General features: G+C 33.6%; 16 protein-coding genes and 2 tRNA genes. 17 read left to right on the top strand and 1 reads right to left on the bottom strand.

The window, feature by feature from the left end; genetic code table 11:
* The 11 genes from Q0358_RS05100 to Q0358_RS05050 all read left to right on the top strand — a co-directional run.
* On the top strand, window positions 1-1,298 hold a 1,298-nt coding region (locus tag Q0358_RS05100; protein ID WP_299548178.1), incomplete at its 5' end, for a saccharopine dehydrogenase C-terminal domain-containing protein.
* 26 nt (window positions 1,299-1,324) lie between these two features.
* Entirely contained in the window at window positions 1,325-1,567 is a 243-nt protein-coding gene (locus Q0358_RS05095) for an AAA family ATPase (protein WP_299548175.1), read from the top strand.
* Window positions 1,564-2,394: an AAA family ATPase gene (locus Q0358_RS05090; protein WP_299548171.1), complete on the top strand. Its 831-nt coding sequence runs from the start codon at window positions 1,564-1,566 to the stop codon at window positions 2,392-2,394. The genes Q0358_RS05095 and Q0358_RS05090 overlap by 4 nt, the downstream gene beginning before the upstream one ends.
* 2 nt (window positions 2,395-2,396) lie before the next feature.
* Window positions 2,397-2,951, top strand: a complete 555-nt coding sequence (locus Q0358_RS05085; RefSeq protein ID WP_299548168.1) for a DUF3226 domain-containing protein — start codon at window positions 2,397-2,399, stop codon at window positions 2,949-2,951.
* Window positions 2,952-2,958: 7 nt separating this feature from the next.
* The gene (locus Q0358_RS05080) at window positions 2,959-5,538 is read left to right on the top strand and encodes a site-specific DNA-methyltransferase (RefSeq protein ID WP_299548165.1); all 2,580 of its coding nucleotides are present in this window, start codon (window positions 2,959-2,961) and stop codon (window positions 5,536-5,538) included.
* Window positions 5,538-7,304, top strand: coding sequence for an ATP-binding protein (locus tag Q0358_RS05075; RefSeq protein WP_299548222.1), 1,767 nt, complete (start codon window positions 5,538-5,540; stop codon window positions 7,302-7,304). The genes Q0358_RS05080 and Q0358_RS05075 overlap by 1 nt, the downstream gene beginning before the upstream one ends.
* An 8-nt stretch (window positions 7,305-7,312) precedes the next feature.
* Window positions 7,313-8,314 carry a virulence RhuM family protein gene (locus Q0358_RS05070; RefSeq protein WP_299548219.1) on the top strand — a complete coding sequence of 334 codons (1,002 nt, stop codon included), beginning with the start codon at window positions 7,313-7,315 and terminating at the stop codon, window positions 8,312-8,314.
* Window positions 8,311-11,166, top strand: a complete 2,856-nt coding sequence (locus Q0358_RS05065; protein WP_299548162.1) for a DEAD/DEAH box helicase family protein — start codon at window positions 8,311-8,313, stop codon at window positions 11,164-11,166. Before Q0358_RS05070 ends, Q0358_RS05065 begins: the two co-directional genes overlap by 4 nt.
* A gap of 1,216 nt (window positions 11,167-12,382) precedes the next feature.
* Window positions 12,383-12,460, top strand: a tRNA-Pro gene (locus Q0358_RS05060).
* 28 nt (window positions 12,461-12,488) lie between these two features.
* Window positions 12,489-12,565 (top strand) — tRNA-His (locus tag Q0358_RS05055).
* Between the two features lie 338 nt (window positions 12,566-12,903).
* Window positions 12,904-16,056 (top strand): autotransporter outer membrane beta-barrel domain-containing protein, encoded by a 3,153-nt coding sequence (locus Q0358_RS05050; RefSeq protein ID WP_299548159.1) that lies wholly within the window; start codon window positions 12,904-12,906, stop codon window positions 16,054-16,056.
* A 59-nt stretch (window positions 16,057-16,115) separates the two neighbouring features.
* On the opposite strand, the gene Q0358_RS05045 is transcribed toward Q0358_RS05050, so the two are convergent.
* Entirely contained in the window at window positions 16,116-16,724 is a 609-nt protein-coding gene (locus Q0358_RS05045) for a DedA family protein (RefSeq protein ID WP_299548156.1), read from the bottom strand.
* Window positions 16,725-16,808: 84 nt separating this feature from the next.
* Between Q0358_RS05045 and Q0358_RS05040 the strand changes: the two genes are divergently transcribed.
* The 6 genes from Q0358_RS05040 (at window position 16,809) to pyrF (ending at window position 20,835) form a co-directional block, all read left to right on the top strand.
* Complete coding sequence (locus tag Q0358_RS05040) at window positions 16,809-17,585, top strand: flagellar motor protein MotB (RefSeq protein ID WP_299548153.1); 777 nt, start codon at window positions 16,809-16,811, stop codon at window positions 17,583-17,585.
* A 77-nt stretch (window positions 17,586-17,662) separates the two neighbouring features.
* Entirely contained in the window at window positions 17,663-18,283 is a 621-nt protein-coding gene (locus Q0358_RS05035) for a carbonic anhydrase (protein WP_299548216.1), read from the top strand.
* A 4-nt stretch (window positions 18,284-18,287) separates the two neighbouring features.
* Complete coding sequence (gene kdsA, locus Q0358_RS05030) at window positions 18,288-19,097, top strand: 3-deoxy-8-phosphooctulonate synthase (RefSeq protein ID WP_299548150.1); 810 nt, start codon at window positions 18,288-18,290, stop codon at window positions 19,095-19,097.
* A 2-nt stretch (window positions 19,098-19,099) separates the two neighbouring features.
* Window positions 19,100-19,570, top strand: coding sequence for a 6,7-dimethyl-8-ribityllumazine synthase (gene ribH / locus Q0358_RS05025; RefSeq protein ID WP_299548147.1), 471 nt, complete (start codon window positions 19,100-19,102; stop codon window positions 19,568-19,570).
* A complete protein-coding gene (nusB, locus tag Q0358_RS05020; RefSeq protein WP_317381103.1) occupies window positions 19,571-20,149 on the top strand; it encodes a transcription antitermination factor NusB in 579 nt (192 codons plus the stop codon). It begins immediately after the preceding gene.
* Entirely contained in the window at window positions 20,146-20,835 is a 690-nt protein-coding gene (pyrF, locus tag Q0358_RS05015; RefSeq protein WP_299548144.1) for an orotidine-5'-phosphate decarboxylase, read from the top strand. Before nusB ends, pyrF begins: the two co-directional genes overlap by 4 nt.
* The last annotated feature ends 137 nt before the right edge of the window (window positions 20,836-20,972 follow it).

Here is a 20,972-nt window from a genome sequence, read left to right as displayed (position 1 = left end):
ATATTTTGGATTGCAATGCAGGGGATCACGGCTATGCGTTTGCGACAAACTTTAATCCGGAGATTAATCTAAGAGAGGTTAGCTCGAAAGCACGCTATTGGGTAAAGGGGCATTCAGTATTGAGCGATAAATCAGGGAGTGCTTCGCCTTGCTCGTCTCAACGCACGCCTAGTGCGTCTCATTCGCAAGACTCGCACAACCCTAATTTCTCATCTCAATCCTTAGAATGCCAAGATTCTGGCATTGTTTCGCAGACAGATTTAGCCCTAAACCCAGACCTAAAACAAGACACCATTTATCGCAAGTTTGAGAGAGAGGAGAAGCATTTTGAGCTAGATTCTAATACGCAGGATTTGAAAGTGGAATCTTACTTTAACGGGCAGTGGCGAGATATTGCGCCTTTGGCTTTAATGAAAGAATGGGACTACCCAGAAGTTGGCGTGAAAAATAGCTATTTGCTTTATCACGAGGAGCTAGAATCACTTATCCGCAACATTAAGGGGCTAAAGAGAATCCGCTTTTTTATGACCTTTGGCGAGAGCTATCTCACGCATATGAAAGTCTTAGAAAACATCGGCTTTTTACGCATTGATGAAGTCTCTCACAAAGGCGGTAAAATCGTGCCTATTGAAGTGCTAAAGACACTTTTGCCAGATCCTGCAAGCCTTGCTTCTCGCACCAAGGGGCAAACGCATATTGGCTGCTATATGAAGGGCGTGAAAGACGGCAAGGAACGCACGATTTATATTTATAATATTTGCGATCACGAAGTTTGCTATAAGGAAGTCAATGCGCAAGGCGTGAGCTATACTACGGGTGTGCCGGCGATGATTGGAGCAAAGCTTATATGTGAGGATAAATGGGGGCTGAATGCACCTAAGAATGTAGCTTTCACTCAATCTTTGCGGGAGTTTGAAAATTCTTTGTGCGACAGCCAAGACAGGCTAGTCTCCGCAGAATTTTCTGCACAACCCACAAATCTTAAGCAAAATCTACATTCTCTAGATTCTAACAATACAGAATCTAAAAAAGTGGATTCTACCCCTTGTCATAGCAGTGAAGTATCTAGCCTAGAATCCTACAATGCAGAGCGACTAAAGCTAAATGCCGATATGCCAAAAGGTGGGGAGTATCAGGGGATTGATTCACATAATGGTAGTGGTGTGTTTAATATGGAGCAAAACGACCCCGACCCATTTATGAGTGAGCTAAACGAGCAAGGACTCCCTTATATCGTCTGCGAGATAGAATCTAATGGTAGCTTAAAAGTGCTAGAAGATGGGAGACAAACCAATTAGCATTAAATAATGAAAAAGGAGATTGTATGATAAACAAGCTTAGAATTAAAAATTTTAGAGGTATAGAAGAGACGACCTTAGAGTGTTTTTCACAACTCAATGTTTTTTTTGGCAAAGCAAATGTAGGAAAAACATCAATGCTAGAGGCTTTATATCTGTATTTATCAGACCACCCAGAATCCATAACTGATATTATAGAATTTAGAGGCATAGTCTCTGATGAAGATTGTTTTCAGGGTTTTTTTATGACTATAATTTACAAGAGATGATTATTTTAAATGAGGACGAAAGAGAGATAAAAATACATTCCTATGATAATGTGTTTACTAATGTTATTGTAGATGTGTCTCAACAAAAGCACCAAGAGCAAAATGATATAGAAATAATGTTCAATGATATGAGAATAAAGGGTATCCATACGATGTTTTTAGATTATTCAAATAATGACATCTTAGAACAAATAAAAATTTCAAAAAAACAAGTCAATCCTCTTCAAATACAATTTGAAAACAAACTCAAATTAAAAGAAAATAGAACACAACATAATATTTATAAGAAAACAGAATTTATATGTGGGGATAATCAATATCATAAAAACCTAAGAAATAATCTTAAAATAATCCTTTCTAGTGTAAAGCAAAAAAAGGAGCTATATGATATGGTGCAAAAATTTTTCCCAGACATACAGGAAATTTTGATTATAGAAAATAGGATTGTCGTGCAGAAAAAATCTTTAGATGGGATGATAAATTCTAAGCTAATGGGTGCTGGATTCCAAAAGATTATCGCCATTATTCTATCTGTATTGACAGGCAAAAAATATATTTTGATTGATGAGATAGAAAATGGATTGCATTTTGAGCATATTGATTTATTATTTGAATCTATTTTAGCATTTAAAGAGGTGCAATTTTTCATCACTACGCACAATAAAGAAATACTAAAACGATTAAGTCGTTTATTATCACAAAAAGATAAAGAAATATTATGTGGTTTTAATATATATGAAGATGATTGTCAAAAAATCAAGGTCGGCTTTTATTCGCAAGAGGATTTTATATCCAATATGAAAAATAATAATGAAATAAGGGATTAGCAATGATAATTTTTGTTGAGGGTGAAGGGGACAGAATCTTTATAGAGATGTATTTAAAATGTTTAGGGAAAGATGGAAAAGTATCTGTTTGTGATGGTAAAGATAACTTACAAAGCTGTAAGACAGACATTGAAAAAGCTGTGAATAAAAAAAATAAAATTAAAATTATTTTTGATGCAGATGAAGATGCATTAAAAGCAAGAGATAATATAAAGACCCAATTAGAAAAACTTGGAAGAACAAATGGGTATAAAATTGAGTATGAAATTTTTCTATTTCCAAATAATAAGGATATAGGGACTTTAGAAAGCCTTTTTGAGAAAATTGCCACACAACAAAAAATTTTAAAATGTTTTGATGAATATAGAGAGAAAATACAAGCTATAAACGAGAATTTTACATTGCCCGGCAAGGAAGAAAAATTCTATGCTTATTTTTATTGTTTTGGTATCAAACATAATGCAGAAGATTTACAAAACAATCAAGAAAAATTACAAAAATGCCTTGATTTTGAATCAAAAGCGTTAGAATCGTTGAAAACATTTTTATGTGAATGAGTGAACAATGGACTACAAAAAAGCATTTTATAGCAAATTAGAGGAATGTTATCTCGGTGCAAAGATAAAAGCCTATGAAAAGGCTAATACACCACAAAATACGCAAAGCAGCACAAGCAACGCACAAAGCGGTTTTAGCAATCTCTTAAAGCTAAAAGAGCAGTATTTTTCCCACATAAAGGCTTATTTAGATTCTGCTATCCCAAATGATGATTTTAACTCACACGATATTTACAACAAGCTTTACACTTTCTTTGATAGCTATCTTAATGATACAGGCACGCCATTTTTCCACGATACACCGCTGTATAAAAACATTTATGCAAAAGTCTATACTAATTCCAAAGATACAAGCCTTTTTTATAAAACAAAAGACTTATACTATGTCAAAAGTGATACGCTTTATACTAGCCTTACTTTAAGCGATGAAAACGAGCTAGCCCAAATCTACTTTGATACAAGTGAATATACGCAAAATGCTGATAATACCAAGCGAAAGCTTATATTCAAACTTGATAAAATCGAGCAAACAAGCACAGATACACAAGATTCTATACCCACCATTTATATCAAGGTTTTAAGTCAAAAGGATTTATTCCCCGATCTTAATGCTGTGTTTAAAGAAAATAGCAACGAGTTGAGCGAAGATTTTATAAAATCTCTAAAAGCACATAAAATCCCCCTAGATGAAGCACACATAAAAAAGCTTTTTGCAAGCTATAAAAAGCAAAATGAAGTAGATTTTTTTATCCACAAAAATGCAAGGGCGTTTTTACAAGAGCAGTTTGACTTGTGGTTTTATCACTATCTCTATAAAGACAGCGAGTTTCAAGAATGGAGTGTAAAATCCATTTCACATTTACAAAGGATTCGCAATATCGCCTTAGAAATAATAAGGCTTATAGGTGATTTTGAAGATGAGCTAAAGGCGATATGGTTAAAGCCCAAATTTGCGAAAAAAGTAAATTATGTCTTTAGTCTTGATTTAATTTTAAGGCATTCAGTATTGAGCGATAAAGCACAAAATACAGCCCTTTTAGATTCTATATGCAAAGACAAAGGCTTTGAAAAGCAAATCAAAGAATGGCAGGATTTAAAGCTTATTGATGAGAGTTTTCAAGCACAAAATATAAGCGAAAAAATATTGAGTGATGACAAATATAAATTCCTACCCCTTGATACAAAGCATTTTAGCAAAGAGACAAAATACAAGATTCTAAGCGTGTTTGATGATATAGAATCCATTCTTAATGGTGAGCTAATAAAGGCAGATAATTTTCAAGCCCTACATTCCCTAATGCCAAAATATCAAAACAAAGTGGATTTAATCTATATTGATCCGCCTTTTAATACAGGAAGTGATTTTGAATACAGAGATAAATTTCAAGATTCTACTTGGCTAAGTCTTATGGAAAATCGCATTGAACTTGCTAAAAATCTTTTAAGCGATAAAGGAAGCTTTTATTTACATTTAGACCATAATGCAAATTATCGTGGGCGTGAGCTTTTAAATGCAATTTTTGGGGAAGAGAATTTTGCAAGTGAATTGATATGGGCTTATGGTTCTCCAAGTGGTGGAAGAGCCGCAGGGGCTAAACCTGTTGGAATACACGATATGATTTTTCATTATGCAAAAGTTTATGAGCAAAGATTGCAAAATAAAATTTACATTCCGTATAGCGAGAAATATATCAGGGATTGGTTTAAATTTAAAGATGATGATGGGCGACTCTATCGGCGTAGAATGCGTGGTAAAGATGAAAATGGAAACATAATTTGGGAAAAACAATTTTTAGATGAAAGCAAAGGCATTCCATTATCAAGTGTGTGGAGTGATGTTAAACAGGTTTATGCTGACCCTAGAGCTTATAAAGATTCCCAAGCACATTTGAGTGAAATTATAAAATCCGATTTCAATCTCACCCAAAAACCCGAAGCCTTATTGCAAAGAATTATTAAAGCAAGTAGCAATCAAGATTCTATAATTTTAGATTTTTTTGCAGGAAGTGGGACAAGTGTAGCTGCAGCACAAAAGCTAGGGCGTAAATGGCTTGGCATTGAAATGGGAGAGCATTTTTATAAAGTCATTATCCCACGCCTTAAAAAAGTTATCGCAGGATTCCAAAGTGGGATTAGCAAAGAGTGCGACTATCAAGGTGGCGGAGCATTTAGATACTACGAGTTAGAATCCTATGAAGAAGCATTAAAAGAATGTGAATATGTGCTTATAGATTTTCAATGTGAGAATAAGACAGGTAAAGAAATAGGCAATAATGCTGAAGTGATTTACCCTGCTAAAGATTATCAAAAAGCACAAAAAATCATTGATTACAGAAAATCCCGCAAACTCATTAAAAAGCTGAATAAAGGTGAAACAATCACGCTAGATATGAGTGGATATAGAAAGGAATTTGATTTGTTTCACACTTTGGCAAATTTGCAAGGGCTAAAAATCAAGCGATTATTTTTAGATTCTAAAGGTATAGAATCTTGTGAGTTTGACAATGGCGATATTGTATCATTAGAGCAAATTGACTTACACACATACCCAAAACTTAAAAATCTTTTGTGGTGGGAGAAATTGTGATGAAAATAAATATACCAGAGGTTGTAGATCAATTAAAAAATGTCAAGCTTGAGAATGTGATATTTGAATTAATAGTAAATGCAATGCAAGCAAATGCCACATATATTGAGCTTAAAATTATAGCCTCCAGCTTAGACAATAAAAACATAACTCCCTATGTAGATAAAATTGAAGTGATTGATAATGGTGATGGCTTTAATGAGGACAATTTGAAGTCTTTTGGAGAATATCGTAGTAATTATAAAAAATCATTAGGCTGTAAGGGTATAGGAAGATTTATATATCTTAAACTTTTTAAAAGCGTAAAGGTTGTAAGTAAAAATAAAGAATTTGATTTTACCTATAATGGTATGACAGAGCCTAAGGAGCAAGATTTTTTTGATAAAACTAAAGTGATTTTATCAAATCCAAAAGATAATTTTTCGGTTGATTTTTCTAAGATTAAAAAACAAATCAAAGAGCATTTTCTGGCTTATTTTAAGATAGAAAACAAGGATATTAAAATAGATATTTATAGAAACGATGAATGTGTAGATAGTGTTAAGAGTATTGAAATACCAGATTTTGAAAAGAAAGAATTTAAAATTAAAAATTATTCTTTTAGCATATCATATATTTTTGGGGAAAGTGATTTTAGAAATGAAGGATTTTATGTTGCAAATAATAGGGTTGTTATAAAAAATTCAGATTTAAACCAAGAAAGTAAATATAATTTGCCAAAAGAAAAAGATTTAAGAATATTTTATATTTTAGAATCCGATTTTTTTGATAAAAATGTTAATGATGAAAGAAATGAATTGCAAATTTATCCCAAACGAAAAAATTCGCTTGAATTTGAGGATTTGAGTTGGAATGATATACACGATGAATTAGAAAATCAGCTCAAAGCAATTTATGTGGAACATAATTTTGATGTAGAAAATACAATTAAAGAAAATAGAAAAAAATCAATTAAAGAATCACCTTATCTCGGAGTATATTTTGAAAATAGGAATGAATTAAATGTAAATGATATGTTAGAAAATGCAAAAAAAGAATTTAATGATGATAAGGATTTTTTAAGAGATGATAATAATAAGGCAAAAACAAATTATGAAGCTAAATTAGCTAAAGTAACACAAACGGAATTGGCTGAATATGTGTTTGATAGGGATAAATTAATCCAAAAATTAAAAAACTCTGTTGATAAAGGGAGTGTAGAAGCTGAAATCCATAATTTGTTTATGCCTAAGAAAACATCCGATGATAAGCAAGATTATAGGAGCAATAATGTTTGGCTATTCGATGATAGGTTTATGTGCTATGATAAAATTTTTAGCGATATGCAGATTAAGGATATTTTTCCAGAGTTACACAAGAATATAGAAAGACCTGATTTGTTAAGCATTATTTCTAATACTTATGAAAAAGATAAGATAACTGATATTTTGCTTATAGAATTTAAAAAACCTGAAGCAAAGAAAGAATATTTTGCATTAGCACACCAACAAATTCTTAGCTATGCTGCAATGATCAATGAAGTTTATTCTCAAAAAAAAGTAAGAATTTGGGCTTATGGATTTTTAAAATTTAATGATGAGGTTTTGCAAAGTATCATTAGAGACGATTATAATCAAATATATACAAATAGTAATTTTCCAATTTGTTATAAATACAATCAAGCAAACAATATAATAATACATTTTATGGATTATAGCTCTTTGATTTGTGATGCGGAGAATAGAAATCAGCTATTTTTGGATATTTTAAGAGGAAAATATTTATGATGACTAATATGCCAAACCTCCTTCTCTACACCACGAAAGATAAAAAGATAAAGGTTGAACTTTATGAGCTTGGAGAGAGTGTATTTTTAGCCCAAGATTCTATGGCAAAACTTTTTGACATCTCAAAATCTAGTATAAGCGAACATATCACAAATATCCTAAAAGATGGGGAATTGCAGGCAAATTCAGTTATTCGGGAAATCCGAACAACTGCTAGTGATGGCAAATCATACAAAGTGAAATTTTATTCCTTAGAGATGATTTTGGCTGTGGGTTTTCGTGTCCGCAGTAAAAGGGGAGTGCAGTTTAGAATCTGGGCAAATGAGCATTTAAAAACCTATTTACAAAAGGGCTTTTTAATAGATAGCGATAGACTTAAGAATCCAAATGGCAGAAGCGATTACTTTGATGAGCTGTTAGAGCAGATTAGGGATATAAGGGCGAGTGAAAAAAGGTTTTATCAAAAAGTGCGAGAGCTTTTTGCTTTGAGTGTAGATTATGATTCTAGCGATAAGGCAACGCAAATGTTTTTCGCACAGACGCAAAACAAGCTTTTATATGCTATCACGCACAAAACTGCCGCAGAGCTGATTTGCGAGAGAGCAAATGCAAAAAAGCTGAATATGGGGCTTACAAGTTGGAAAGGTAGTGTTGTGCGTAAAGGCGATGTGATTGTGGCGAAAAATTATCTAAAAAAAGAGGAGCTAGATAGTTTAAATCGTTTGGTTAATGTGTTTTTAGAATCCGCAGAACTTAGAGTGAAAGATAAGCAAACTTTGACCATGGACTTTTGGAGACAAAATGTGGATTCTTTGCTTACATTTCAAGGAATGCAAATTTTAAAAGATAATGGCAGTATCTCTAACGCACAAATGGAGCAAACCGCTTATAAACAATATGAGCTATTTGCTACACAGCGCAAAAAGGAAGCATTGCTAAAGGCAGAACAAGAAGATGAAGAGATATTAGAATCTACCTATAAAACACTTAACACGAGAGCAGGAAAATGACCAAAAAACAATCACTGATTTTAAAAGATATTACAGACAAAAAGCTTCACTCTTTCAGCGATCTTTTTGAAAGCCTTGATTTAGTAAGCTTTAATGGCAGTATTAGCCTGCAGGAGTATCAAGTGGCGGCATTGCAAAAGGCATTATGCAGTTTAAAGCTGTATAGGGATAATGCAAAAGAGCTATGCTATGAATACAAACAGGCTTTTAAATACAATGGATTAGATTCTAAAAAAGGCTTAGATATAAAAGAGTTTTGCAATATGGCAAGCTTTTGGATGGCGACAGGCAGTGGCAAAAGTATTGTGATGATAAAGCTTATAAGCCTTATGCAAAAACTTATGAAAAATGGCGAGATAGAATCTAAGCCCATAATGCTACTTGTGCCAAATGATAAGATTTTAGATCAGTTTAAAACGCATATACAAAGCTTTAATGCGTATCAGCCGATACAAATCACTTGCAAAGAGATAAAAGCTTATGATAATCAAAGTTTGCTAGGCTTTGAAAATGTCGTGTTTCTTGGTAGAAGTGATTTGCTAGATATAAAGGAAAATGTCGGCAAAGATTCTAAGGCTAAGAGACTAAATTATGATGATTTAATGCGTGAAAAAGGCTGGTATATCTTACTTGATGAAGCACATAAGGGCGATAGCAAAGATTCTATAAGAAAAAGCTATATAAGAGACTTAGCAAAAGGGCGAAAAAGGCAGGAGTATCCGCACGGATTTATCTTTAACTTTTCTGCGACTTTTGATAATGATATAGAGCTTTTTACTTGTGCTTTTAACTACAATTTAGAGAAGTTTAATAATGATGGCTATGGGAAAAATATCGTGGTGCTAGATAGTAATCTCAAAGCCTTTAAAGATTCTAAAGTGGATTTTAGCGATGAAAAGCTAGAGCGAATACTAGAGAGTTTTATCCTTTTTGTGGGGATAAAGCAGGAATTAGAAAGCTTAAAAGCAAGGTTTGAAAACTTGCATTATCATAATCCTTTAATCATCGCTGTGGCGGATAAAGTCAATACCAAAGATGCGGGGATTAAGCTGTATTTTGAAGCGATTATGAAAATCTTACAAGATTCTAAAGATATAAGCGAGATTGCAAAAAACTTAGCAAAAAAGCTAGAATCTAGCAAAATATATTTTGCTGAAAAAGAGATGAATAAAGACTTTTTAGAGCGACTTGCAAAAGTGGATTCTAAAGACTTAAGAGAGCAAATCTTTTATGCTAAAGAGACTTCAAGCCTAGAGTGCTGTAAGATTAAGGGGAATAATAAAGAACTTGCCTTTAAAAGTAAAAATGCGACAAAACCCTTTTTGCTTTTAAATATCGGTAGTATTAAAGAGTGGGAGAAAAGCTATCTTGATGGGCTAGGCATTGAGAGTGGGGAGGATATGGCAAAGGGGTATTTTGAAGAGCTAAATCACAAAGAATCGCCCATACAAATTATGATGGGAAGCAAGGTGTTTAGCGAGGGGTGGGATAGCAATCGTGTGAATTTCATTAACTTTATCAATATCGGTAGCAAAAAGGCAAAAAAATATGTCCTACAAACCATAGGGCGAGGGGTGAGAATTGAGCCTTTTAAAGATGTCCGCAAACGACTAAAAGCAAGTAATAAGCTAGAGTATAACAAAAAAGATTCTTTAGGTGATGGGAGTTTGGGCATTGAGAGTGTATTTATTATGGCGACAGAAAATGAAGCGATTGAGTGGATTTTAAAGGGGCTTGAGGGCTTTAGATTCCAAAGTAAGATTACAGGCTTTAAGAGAAATAAAACGCTAGAGCCACTGCTTGTGCCAAGCTATAAAGACTCTCATAAAAGAAGCGAAACTTTTGTTATCTCACATTATGATTTTGAGAGATTAAGCAAATATATAGAATCTTATGATGAAGATATTTTGCTTGTATCAAGCGGGATAAATAGAGCGGATTTAGGCTTTAGCACTTTGCAAAAGATACAGCAAAAAATGCGTGATGAAGCAAGTGCAAGCTTAGAGATAAAGGGCAATATGCCAAAGCTTAAACCACAAAATGCCCTGCATAGTATGGATAGATTTTTCCACACACCTTTGCTGGAGTTAGAAAAGTTTGTGCCTTGTGAAGATAAAATTACACATTATAATGAATTTATGCTAAGTGGTGATGGGCTAAACGATACGATTATAAAAGAGATGAATGAGGTGGTTAAAGCATTGGCGCAGAGCAAACAAGCTAAAAGCATAGATGAACTTAAAAAAGATTTTGAAAAAGGCAAAATCTCACTAGATGAATACACCGAGCAAATCCAAGCTAAACCAACACAAAGCATAGAAAAACATAGCTATGTTATCACAGCAGAGTTAGCAAAGCACTATTACAGCCCTATGGTTTTAGAATCATATAAAGATTCTACAATCCATATTAACTATGCTATTAGTGAAAGAAGTGAGATAGAATTTTTAGAGGATTTGCAGAAATATTTACAAGATTCTAAGAACGCATTTAAAGATTATGAGTGGTGCTTTAGCAAGATTGTAGAAAAGCTAGATTCTATCTTTATCCCCTATTTTGATACGCAAAGCCAAGAGCAAAGGAAGTTTTACCCAGATTTTATCTTTTGGTTAAAGCATAAGCAAAGCGGGAATTATAGAATCATCTTTGTAGATCCTAAGGGCTTAAGCTTTGAGGCAAACGCAAGGGATAAATTGCAAGGCTTTAAAGAAACATTTGATAAAAAGTTAGATTTTGAAGGTTTAGATATAGCAGTAGCTTTGTATTATTATAATAAAGATTCCAATGTGCCAAAGGATTTTACAGGACACATTGCCTCAAGGGCTTGTGGGCTATTTGAAAATCTCTCATAAAAACAGATTTATTTATGAAGTAAAATTGCAGAAAATATTAAAAACAGATTTGAATTAAAAAGTGAATGTAACACAAATACAAGACAATGAAAATGTATTTGTGGATAATAGTGAAGAAGTAGATGAAAATGGCAATAAATGAGAGAAATTATTAAAATTAAATATGAAAAAGATTTTTGATTTAGTGGGGCTTTTGGTAATTTCAGTTCTCATTTCTTGTGTTTTAGAGATTTTAGGTTTGGTAAAATTACAGTCCAAAATAACTTCTTTACAAACATAAAGGAGAAATTTAAAAATTACATTTTCATAAAGAATTTGATTTTTAGTGAAAGCAAAATTAAAAAATTACATTTGGAACTTACATTTTCGAAAAAGAAGTTTATTTTGATGAATGAGATTTTATGGAATCTTCATCCTTTTATGATCATAAATTTTAGAGAAGAGCCAATTTTTTTTAATCTATATTTAAAAGAAAATTTAAATTTGTTAAATGCAAAATTTGATTTTAGTTTTGATGATTTATATTGAGATATTAAAGTGCAAAAATAATAAAAATAATTTAAATAAATTTGCAAATAATTTTAAGAGTTCTTTTAGAATTGAAGATTCTTTAAACAATGGTAACAATATGAATTTCATTGCAAAGAAATAGAATTGCGAAAAATTTGAAATAAAAAAGATGCAGAAGTGGCAAATAAGAAAGATATGGAAAAGAATAATTACAAGTTTGAAGATTGGATGGATTCTTTGTTATTAGAATTTTATAGAAACTTATGTGAACACCATACAGATTAAGTGTTTTTAATTTAGGGTATAAAATTTAGAGAATTAGAGATTTTGATTTTAAGTCAAATTATAAAGTTTAAAGCATCTTGTTTAAAGAAGAAAATTAAGAATTAAAAAATTACAAAAAGGTTATTTTTCGCAAAATTAGTTATAAAAGCATTCTTTTAAATGGGATTCTCTTCATTAAAAGACTTTTTTAGGTTTGAGATATTGCTTAGGGGACACAAAATAAGTAACTTAATTTTTGATTTGAAATCAAGCACCTTGTTTTTTAATGAAAAATTTGATTTTTGCAATGATAGTAATATTAATCACAAAAGCTAAGAAAATGAAAGATTTAAGCTATATGTAATTTTTAAGTGTGGCTTTGTTTTTGTTTTCTTGACAAAGAAGAATTTTAAAAGTATAATTCATTTTCTTTTTTTGAAGTCGGGGCGTAGCGCAGTCTGGTTAGCGCACTTGGTTTGGGACCAAGGGGTCGAAGGTTCGAATCCTTTCGCCCCGACCATTTCCTTGTTTATTTTTGTAGCTGTATGGTGGGCGTAGCTCAGTCGGTTAGAGCATCAGATTGTGGTCCTGAGGGTCGTGGGTTCGATTCCCATCGCCCACCCCATACTTTCAAATCTGCTTTTAGAATTATATTCATTTCATTAAATTTTTGAACTTTCAATGAATCAGCAAACACTTTTTTAAAAATCCATTAAATTTTCTATCATTTGTTACTAAATGTAACTTAAAAAAATAATTTTTTATAAATTTAAGATTTATTATAAATACTAATAAATTCCTATAATATGGAATTAATTTTTAAATTATTTTTTATATTATAAAAATGATTTTTATTTCATCTAAAGTAAATGTGATAATGTTACTTTTATTTTTTAATAATTATATGTAAAAATTGCAGGATTTGAAATTAAAATTACACTTTAAATAAAAAAGGAGAAAATCATGGAAAAAACATTAGACAATTATTCTAATATTCCTGCGGGGGGGGGGGCATTTAGAAAACACTTATTAGCCCCATTTACTAAAAAGGCATTTCGTTATAGCGTTCTTGCAACTTCACTTTCTACTTTTATCTTTCAAACACAAACTTATGCAATCTCCTTTGATCCAAATCAAAGTTCTCACACTATCAATCAACAATCTCAAGTTACTAATGGGCAAGATGGAAACACTGGGCAAAGTGGAAATAAGGCAGCTCAAGATTATACTTCATCAGGAGGTTTTGGTAGCAAATTTAACAATGCGACAAATGCTTGGGATAGACAACAACAAGGAGGAGGAGGCACTAAATTTGCTCAAGGTAATAATGGAGGAAGTGGAACGAATGGAGTAACAGGAAATGGAGGATCTGATGGACAAAGCCAAAATGCAAATATTGATGTTTCTGCCTCAAATGCTACTGGGACAATTGCTAATAAATTAACAATTACATACACAGCAGGTAATGGCGGAAATGGAGGAAAAGGAGGTGATGGCGGAAATGGAGGTGATGGAGGGAGAGGAGAATCTATTCGCGATAAAGATGATGCAAGTGGTATAAATCAAGTTATTGGTGGAACTGGTGGTAATGGTGGTAATGGTGGAACTGGTGGTAATGGTAGTGAAGGAGGAAATATTAAGGCTACTTTATTTCAGGGTAAAACTGATGGTTATAACCTTACTCTTCAACAAGGCATTGAAGCAACTCTAACAGGTGGTAATGGTGGTTCTGGTGGAAGAGGCGGTAATGGTGGTTCTGGTGGAAGAGGCGGTGATGGGGGAGATGCTGCGACAAAAGTAACATTTGTTGGTGGTATGCCTATGCAAGGGAATGCTAATGCAGGCAATGGTGGTTCTGGTGGTTCTGGTGGAAAAGGCGGTGATGGAGGTAATGGTGGAAAGGGTGGTAGTTCTGAAATCACTCTTTTTGATATAGGCGATAATGCAGGAAGAACAATCAATGCCGCCATTAAAATCACTAATATTTCTGTAAAATCCAAAGGGGGAAATGCTGGAACTGCTGGGCAAGGTGGAAACACTGGTAATGGTGGAAATGGAGGTGGAAATGGGAGTGCAGCTGCTTGCAATAATGGGATAAATAATTGTCAGGCAGTAGGTGGAGGTGGTGCCACACCGGGCGGACAAGGAACCGCTGGTGGTGCAGGCAAAACCCCAGATCAACAAATTGCAGATAAGGCAACAGCAAATGTTTTTGATGTTAAACACACAAATCTATCATTAGGACATACTAATGATAAAGGAACACTAAGCATTGACATAGAAGCTGATAATGCTGTTGAAAAAAAAGCTCAAGCTATTCAAGCAACACATTCAAACATTACTCTAACTTCTGCCCTTAAAATTGCTACAAAAGCTATTGCTTCAGAAATTACTAAAACAAACCAAAAAGCTACTTCCCAAGCAATTGGTTTAAAGCTAGATAATGGGACACTTGATATTAAAGATAAACTTACCATTGAGACACAAGCACAACTTAAAAAAGAAAATGCAGGAGATACTATAGATACAACAAATCTAAAAAGTTATTCTCTTTATGCAGATGCTTCAACACTTAATGTAGGTGCAGATGTAAATCTCACTGCAAAAAATGAAGTTTTAACAAATAATGCTGGTAATCAAGGTGATAGAGTGTATGCAAATAGTGGATTTTATCTTAATGATTCAACACTAAACTTTAAACACGCTCCAACAACAAGAGCAACGACAACTTACTATACTATTACTACAGACAGACTAGAAGCACAAGGGAAAAATAACTTAAACTTTTACACAGATTTAAAAAATAATAAAGGAGATAAAATCACAATCACTGACTCTGTAGATTTTACAAATCTTACAGAGCTTAATATTCAAATCACAGGAGATGACTTCTTTAACCCAAATATTATTGGAGAACAAACAATTAAAGGACAACATACACTTGTTGATATGTCAAAGGTTAATAATGGAAATAAAATCTTAGGAAATAAATTACATAGCCAACAATGGAAAGAAGATAATGGTGCTTTAAAATACACATTACAAGCTCAAGTTACACAAGATCAAGCAACTGGAAATATTAATTTAGAGGGTATTATTATCTCTAACTCTAGCAAACCTAATCCAAACCCGAATCCTAATCCTAATCCTAATCCTAATCCTAATCCTTCTAATACTGTTATAGGAATCTTAGATAATGCATTTTTGATTAATAGAATGTCTTTTTTAGCAGATTCTCAACTCTCTGAAAGATTTAGAATCTTAAAAAATGATGGAACTACACAAGCGCAATCAGGCTTTTGGTATCAATCTTATTTTACAAATACAGATTTTAATACCAATATCTATAATGATTTAATGGCAAAAACAAATCTTACATTAAATACAATGGGAATTGATGAAGTTTCACATTATGATAAGTTTGATGTCATGAAAGGTGTTTATGGAAGTTATGGTTTTATGAATACACAATATGGAGGTGATGTTGGACATTCTAAGATTAAAAATACAAACTTTAATGCTTATGGAGCTATTGCCTGGCATAATGGATTTTATGCAGAAACAGATTTAGGGGTGAGCTTTTATAAATCTAGCCTTGATACTTCTATTGAAGGAAGAAAAGAACGCGTTGATACAGATTATAGCACACGCGCTTTAAACGCTTCTTTGGCTTTAGGTAAAAAATTTTATTTAAGTGAAAATTCTTTGTTTGATATTAATACAAAGATGGATTACACAGCATTCTTTAATGATGATTATACAACTTCAAATGGATTGTATGTTAAACAAAACTTCTATCAAAGTTTAGGATTTGTAGCTTCTGCTTTGCTTGGAGAATATATGAATGATGGCAAAACAATTGCTTATGGCAAGATTGATGCTGGATATTACTTTAGCGATGCAGACAAATACACAACAATCCGTGATACTAATAGAAATATGCGCTTTAACTTTAGAAATCCAAAATATGATTTTTATTTTGGAAATGCAATTGTTGGCGTGAAACATCGTATTAAAGATGTAGAGTTATCTTTAGAAGGTAATCGTTATATTCTCTCCAACTTCTCTTCTAATTTAAATCTTGGAGTAAGAGGTGAGATTAGAATCCTGTTCTAGGAGTTCTGGTTTTTCTTATAAAAGATTAATTTTTATTTTGCTACTAGGGATGATCATCCCTAGTGAGATTGTTTTTTTGTTTTGCGCTGGAAGTAGATGTAGATTGCGATTCCAATACATACAAGTGCGACTAAAGTCAATGTTATAAGATGAAGATATTCTTTTAAAATTGCTTCATTTTGTCCTAGAAAATAGCCAAGCGCAGTTAGGATAATTACCCAAATCCCAGCCCCTAAGCTTGTATAAAAGCAAAAAAGTGCTAGAGGCATTTTACCAAGCCCTGCTGGGAGTGAAATATATTGTCTAATCACTGGTATTAAACGCCCACTAAAGGTTGAGATATGTCCGTGTTTAGCGAAGAAATCTTCCATTTTTACCATTGTTTTTTCATCAAAAAAGAAATATTTTCCCCATTTTATCAGTAGCTCACGCCCAAAATATAAGGCTAAATAGTAGTTTAAAAGTGCGCCACTAAGTGATCCTAAAATCCCACAAAAAATAGCAAGAAAAAAATTCATCTCTCCTTGATGAGCTAAAAAACCTGCTGGAATCATCACAACTTCACTAGGAAATGGGATAAAACTACTCTCTAAAAACATCATAAAAAAGATTCCAAAATAGCCAAAGGCACTTACAGACTCTACAATAAAATCAATAATTGCGTGCAAAATTTCCTCACAAAATTTAAAATTAAATAGCATTATAACTAAAGATAGGCTATAATCACAAAATTTTTGAAAAAGGTTAAAGCAGTGGCAAAAGAAAAGAAATGTCCAGCTTGTGATTGTCCTCAAGGTGTTCCGTTGTGGCTTGGGACTTATGGAGATATGGTTACGCTAATTTTGACATTTTTTATTCTCTTGCTATCAATGGCGACTTTTGATACACAAAGAATCGCACAAGCCGTAGGCTCTTTAGAAGGTTCTCTTGCGGTGCTTGAAAAAGGCTCACAAAGCCAAATAAACCCACCAGCTCCCATTAAAGCAACTCCTATTGAAACACAAGTTGAAATGGATAATGTTGTGAATATTTTTGGAAGTTTGATTACAGATTATAATGAAGTTAATCGCATTTCAAATGGTCCTAGCGTAGAGCTTGAAGAAGCTGAAAGGGGAGTGATTATACGCGTGCCAGAAGAATTACTTTTTCAAACTGGGAGTGCAGAGCTAACAAATCCTAGTGGAATCGCATTTTTAAAACGCCTATCTTTAGAGCTTTTAAAAATGCCAAAAGCAGTGCTAGTTAAGGCAATCGGACATACCGATAATGTCCCTATGCGTGCTAATGCAGTCTTTGCGGATAATTTAGAACTTTCTGTTGCGCGTGGAGTTAATGTGGCGGATTTACTCTTGCAACAAGGCTTAGAGAAAAATCGCGTTTTAGGTGGTGGAGAGGGGGAGTTTTCGCCAATTGCTAACAACGATATTCCCGCCTTGCGTTCTAAAAATCGTCGTGTGGATTTATATGTATATAGCATTGGAGAAGATTTACCAAGCGCGATTGGCGATATTGCCAAAATCAAGCCTTAAGGTAAATAATGCAAGAAAAGTTGGAATCCAAAACCTCCCAAAAAGACACACAAAACCTAAGTAATGTGCCAAATACAATGGATTTACTCTTTGAGGGAGCAATAAAGTTTAAAGAAGAAAATTTTTTAGCCTATAAAGAACTCTTTGAGAATTTAAAAGAAGGGCAAAATCCACACACACTTTTTGTGGGCTGTGCAGATTCTAGAGTTGTGCCAAATCTTATTACAAACACGCTACCTGGAGAACTCTTTGTAGTGAGAAATATCGCAAATATCGTGCCACCATATAGAGAAGCACAAGAATATTTAGCGACAACTTCAGCTATTGAATATGCACTTGAAGAATTAAAGGTAGAAAATATCATTATTTGTGGGCATTCTCATTGCGGGGGCTGTGCGGCTTTGTATGAAGAAGGGCATTTTGAGAGAATGCCAAATGTAAAAAATTGGTTGCGACTTATCGCACCTGTAAAAGAAAAAGTTTTAGCATTAAAGCCTAAAAATCACGCTATGCGTGCGTATTTAACAGAGCAAATCAATATAGAAAGGCAAATTATGAATCTCTTCACTTATCCAAAAGTGAAAGAAAAGTATCTTGCAAGGACGCTTAAGATTTATGGTTGGCATTACATTATTGAGAGTGGAGAAGTGTATAATTATGACTTTAAAAGACACGAATTTAATTTACTAAAAGGCTAGATGAATGATTATTATTGCAGGACCTTGTGTGATTGAAAATCAAGAGATTTTAGAAGAGATTGCAGAAGCTTTGCAACCTTTAGCAAAAAATCCAAAAATTGACTTTTATTTTAAAGCAAGTTTTGATAAGGCAAATCGCACAAGTTTGGAATCCTATCGCGGACCGGGCTTAGAGAGTGGGTTGGAATCTTTAGCGCAGATTAAAAAGAAATTTAATTATAAACTTCTTACAGATATCCACGAAAGCTACCAAGCAAAACCTGTAGCAGAAGTTGTAGATATTATGCAAATTCCAGCATTTTTGTGCAGACAAACAGATTTGATTGTAGAAGCAGCAAAAACAAAGGCAATGATTAATATCAAAAAAGGGCAGTTTATGAGCCCACAAGATATGCAATACTCTGTGCTAAAAGCCTTAAAAACACGGAATCCAAACGCACAAGGCGTAGATTTTGAGAGTGCAAAAGAGCATAGGATTTGTTTAACAGAGCGTGGAAATAGCTTTGGTTATGGAAATTTAGTTGTAGATATGCGCTCTTTAGCGATTATGCGTGCTTTTGCGCCAGTGATTTTTGATGCGACACACGCCGTGCAAATGCCCGGTGGCTTAAAGGGAAAAAGTGGTGGAGATAGTTCTTTTGCGCCACTTTTAGCGCGTGCGGCAGCAGCTGTTGGGATAGATGGACTCTTTAGTGAAGTACATACAAACCCCAAAAATGCCTTAAGCGATGGTCCAAATATGCTAACTCCAAAGGAACTTTTAGGATTGGTAGATAGGATTTTGGAGATTGATTTTATTGCGAAGAAAGGATAGCTATGCAAGTGATTGAAGGAAATTTATCATTAATGGGTGATGAGAAAATCGCCATTATTTCAAGTCGTTTTAATCATCTAATTACAGATAGATTAGTAGAAGGTGCAAGAGATTGTTTTTTGCGCCACGGCGGAAGAGATGAGAATCTCTCACATATTTTAGTGCCGGGTGCTTTTGAAATCCCTTTTGTGTTAGAAAAAGTGCTTTCACAAGGTGATTTTGATGGTGTGTGCTGTTTAGGGGCGATTATTCGCGGTTCTACACCACATTTTGATTATGTAAGCGCAGAAGCCACAAAGGGGATTGCAAATGTAACTGTGCGTTATGGAGCGGCGGTAACTTTTGGAGTGCTAACAACAGATAGCATAGAACAAGCCATTGAGCGTGCAGGGACAAAGGCAGGAAATAAGGGCTTTGAAGCAATGGCTGGGCTTGTTGAGTTGATTAACCTTTATAGAAAGCTTGGTGTTTAAATGGCAACACGCACGCACGCAAGAGAAGTTGTAGCACAGCTTTTGTATGCTTATGGAAGCGGTAATGATGGGATTGCAAATTTTATGGAAGAAATTTTGCAAGAACACAAGATTAAAAACGCTCAAAATGAGTTTGCAAAAGCGTTATTTAATGGAGTTTTAGAACATTTAGAAGAAGTAGATTTACGCATTAAGCACCAAGTAAAAAATTGGGATTTTGAACGCATTGGTGATATGGAACGCGCAATTTTGCGTTTAAGTGCGTATGAGATTCTTTTTAGCGGAATAGATAAGGCAATTTTGATTAATGAAGCCTTAGAGATTACTAAAAACTTTAGCAATGAAACTTCTACAAAATTCATTAATGGAATCCTAGATGGAATCGCAAAAAACGCAACACTAAAACTAGATTTCATCAAGCAAACATTGCAAAGCCAAGCTACACAAAGCACTAAAGAAGTAATCAAAAAGGAGACTTTAAACTCTAAAAAGTCTAAAAGTTTAGAATCCAAAGGTTTTCAAAACAAAGATAAAAAACTTAAAAAAAAGGATTCCACATTTAAAAAGGCAGAGAAATGAAGCTCTGTATTGCACTAGATTTACCAAGCAAGGAAGGAAATTTAGCCCTTTTAAACTCCCTAAACAATAGCGATCAAATTTGGCTAAAGGTAGGATTAAGGAGTTTTATCCGTGATGGTGCGGAATTTTTAAAGGAGATTAAAGCACTTAATCCGCAATTTAAGATTTTCTTAGACTTAAAGCTCTATGATATCCCAAACACAATGGGTGATAGTGTGGAATCTATCGCAATGCTTAATGTAGATATGCTAACAATCCACGCAAGCAGTGGCAAAGAAGCAATGCTAGAAGTAATGAAGCGTCTAAAAACATTCCCAAATCCACCACTTGTAATGGCAGTAACAGCACTTACAAGCTTTGATAAAGAAAGTTTTTTTGAGATTTATCACACAGGACTTGAAACACAGGTGTTAGAGTTTGCCAAAATGGCTAAAGAATGTGGTGTAAATGGTGTGGTTTGTTCTTGTGCGGAATCCTTAGTAATCAAAACACAATGCGGCGATGAGTTTTTAACATTAACTCCAGCAATCCGTCCTTTTGGAGAGAGTAGTGCAGATCAAAAACGCGTGGCAACATTGCAAGACGCAAAAGAAGCCAAAAGTGATTTTATCGTAGTGGGTCGCCCCATTTATAAAGCAGAAAATCCAAAAAAAGTTGTAGAAGCGATTTTAGAAAATTTAAAATAAGAGGATTTATGAAAGTTTTTGTAGTTTTATTAGCATTATGTGGAGTGCTGTTTGCAACTGATATTACAGAGTTTAAAAGGGTTTGCGATGGATGCTTGCAACAAGTTGTGAAGCATATAGAATCTTAAATAAAAAAG

Source organism: uncultured Helicobacter sp. (assembly GCF_937893305.1).
In the GTDB taxonomy this organism is placed as follows: Bacteria; Campylobacterota; Campylobacteria; order Campylobacterales; family Helicobacteraceae; genus Helicobacter_D.
The sequence above is the reverse complement of the archived record's forward strand: the minus strand, read 5'-3'. Positions and strand labels throughout refer to the sequence as shown.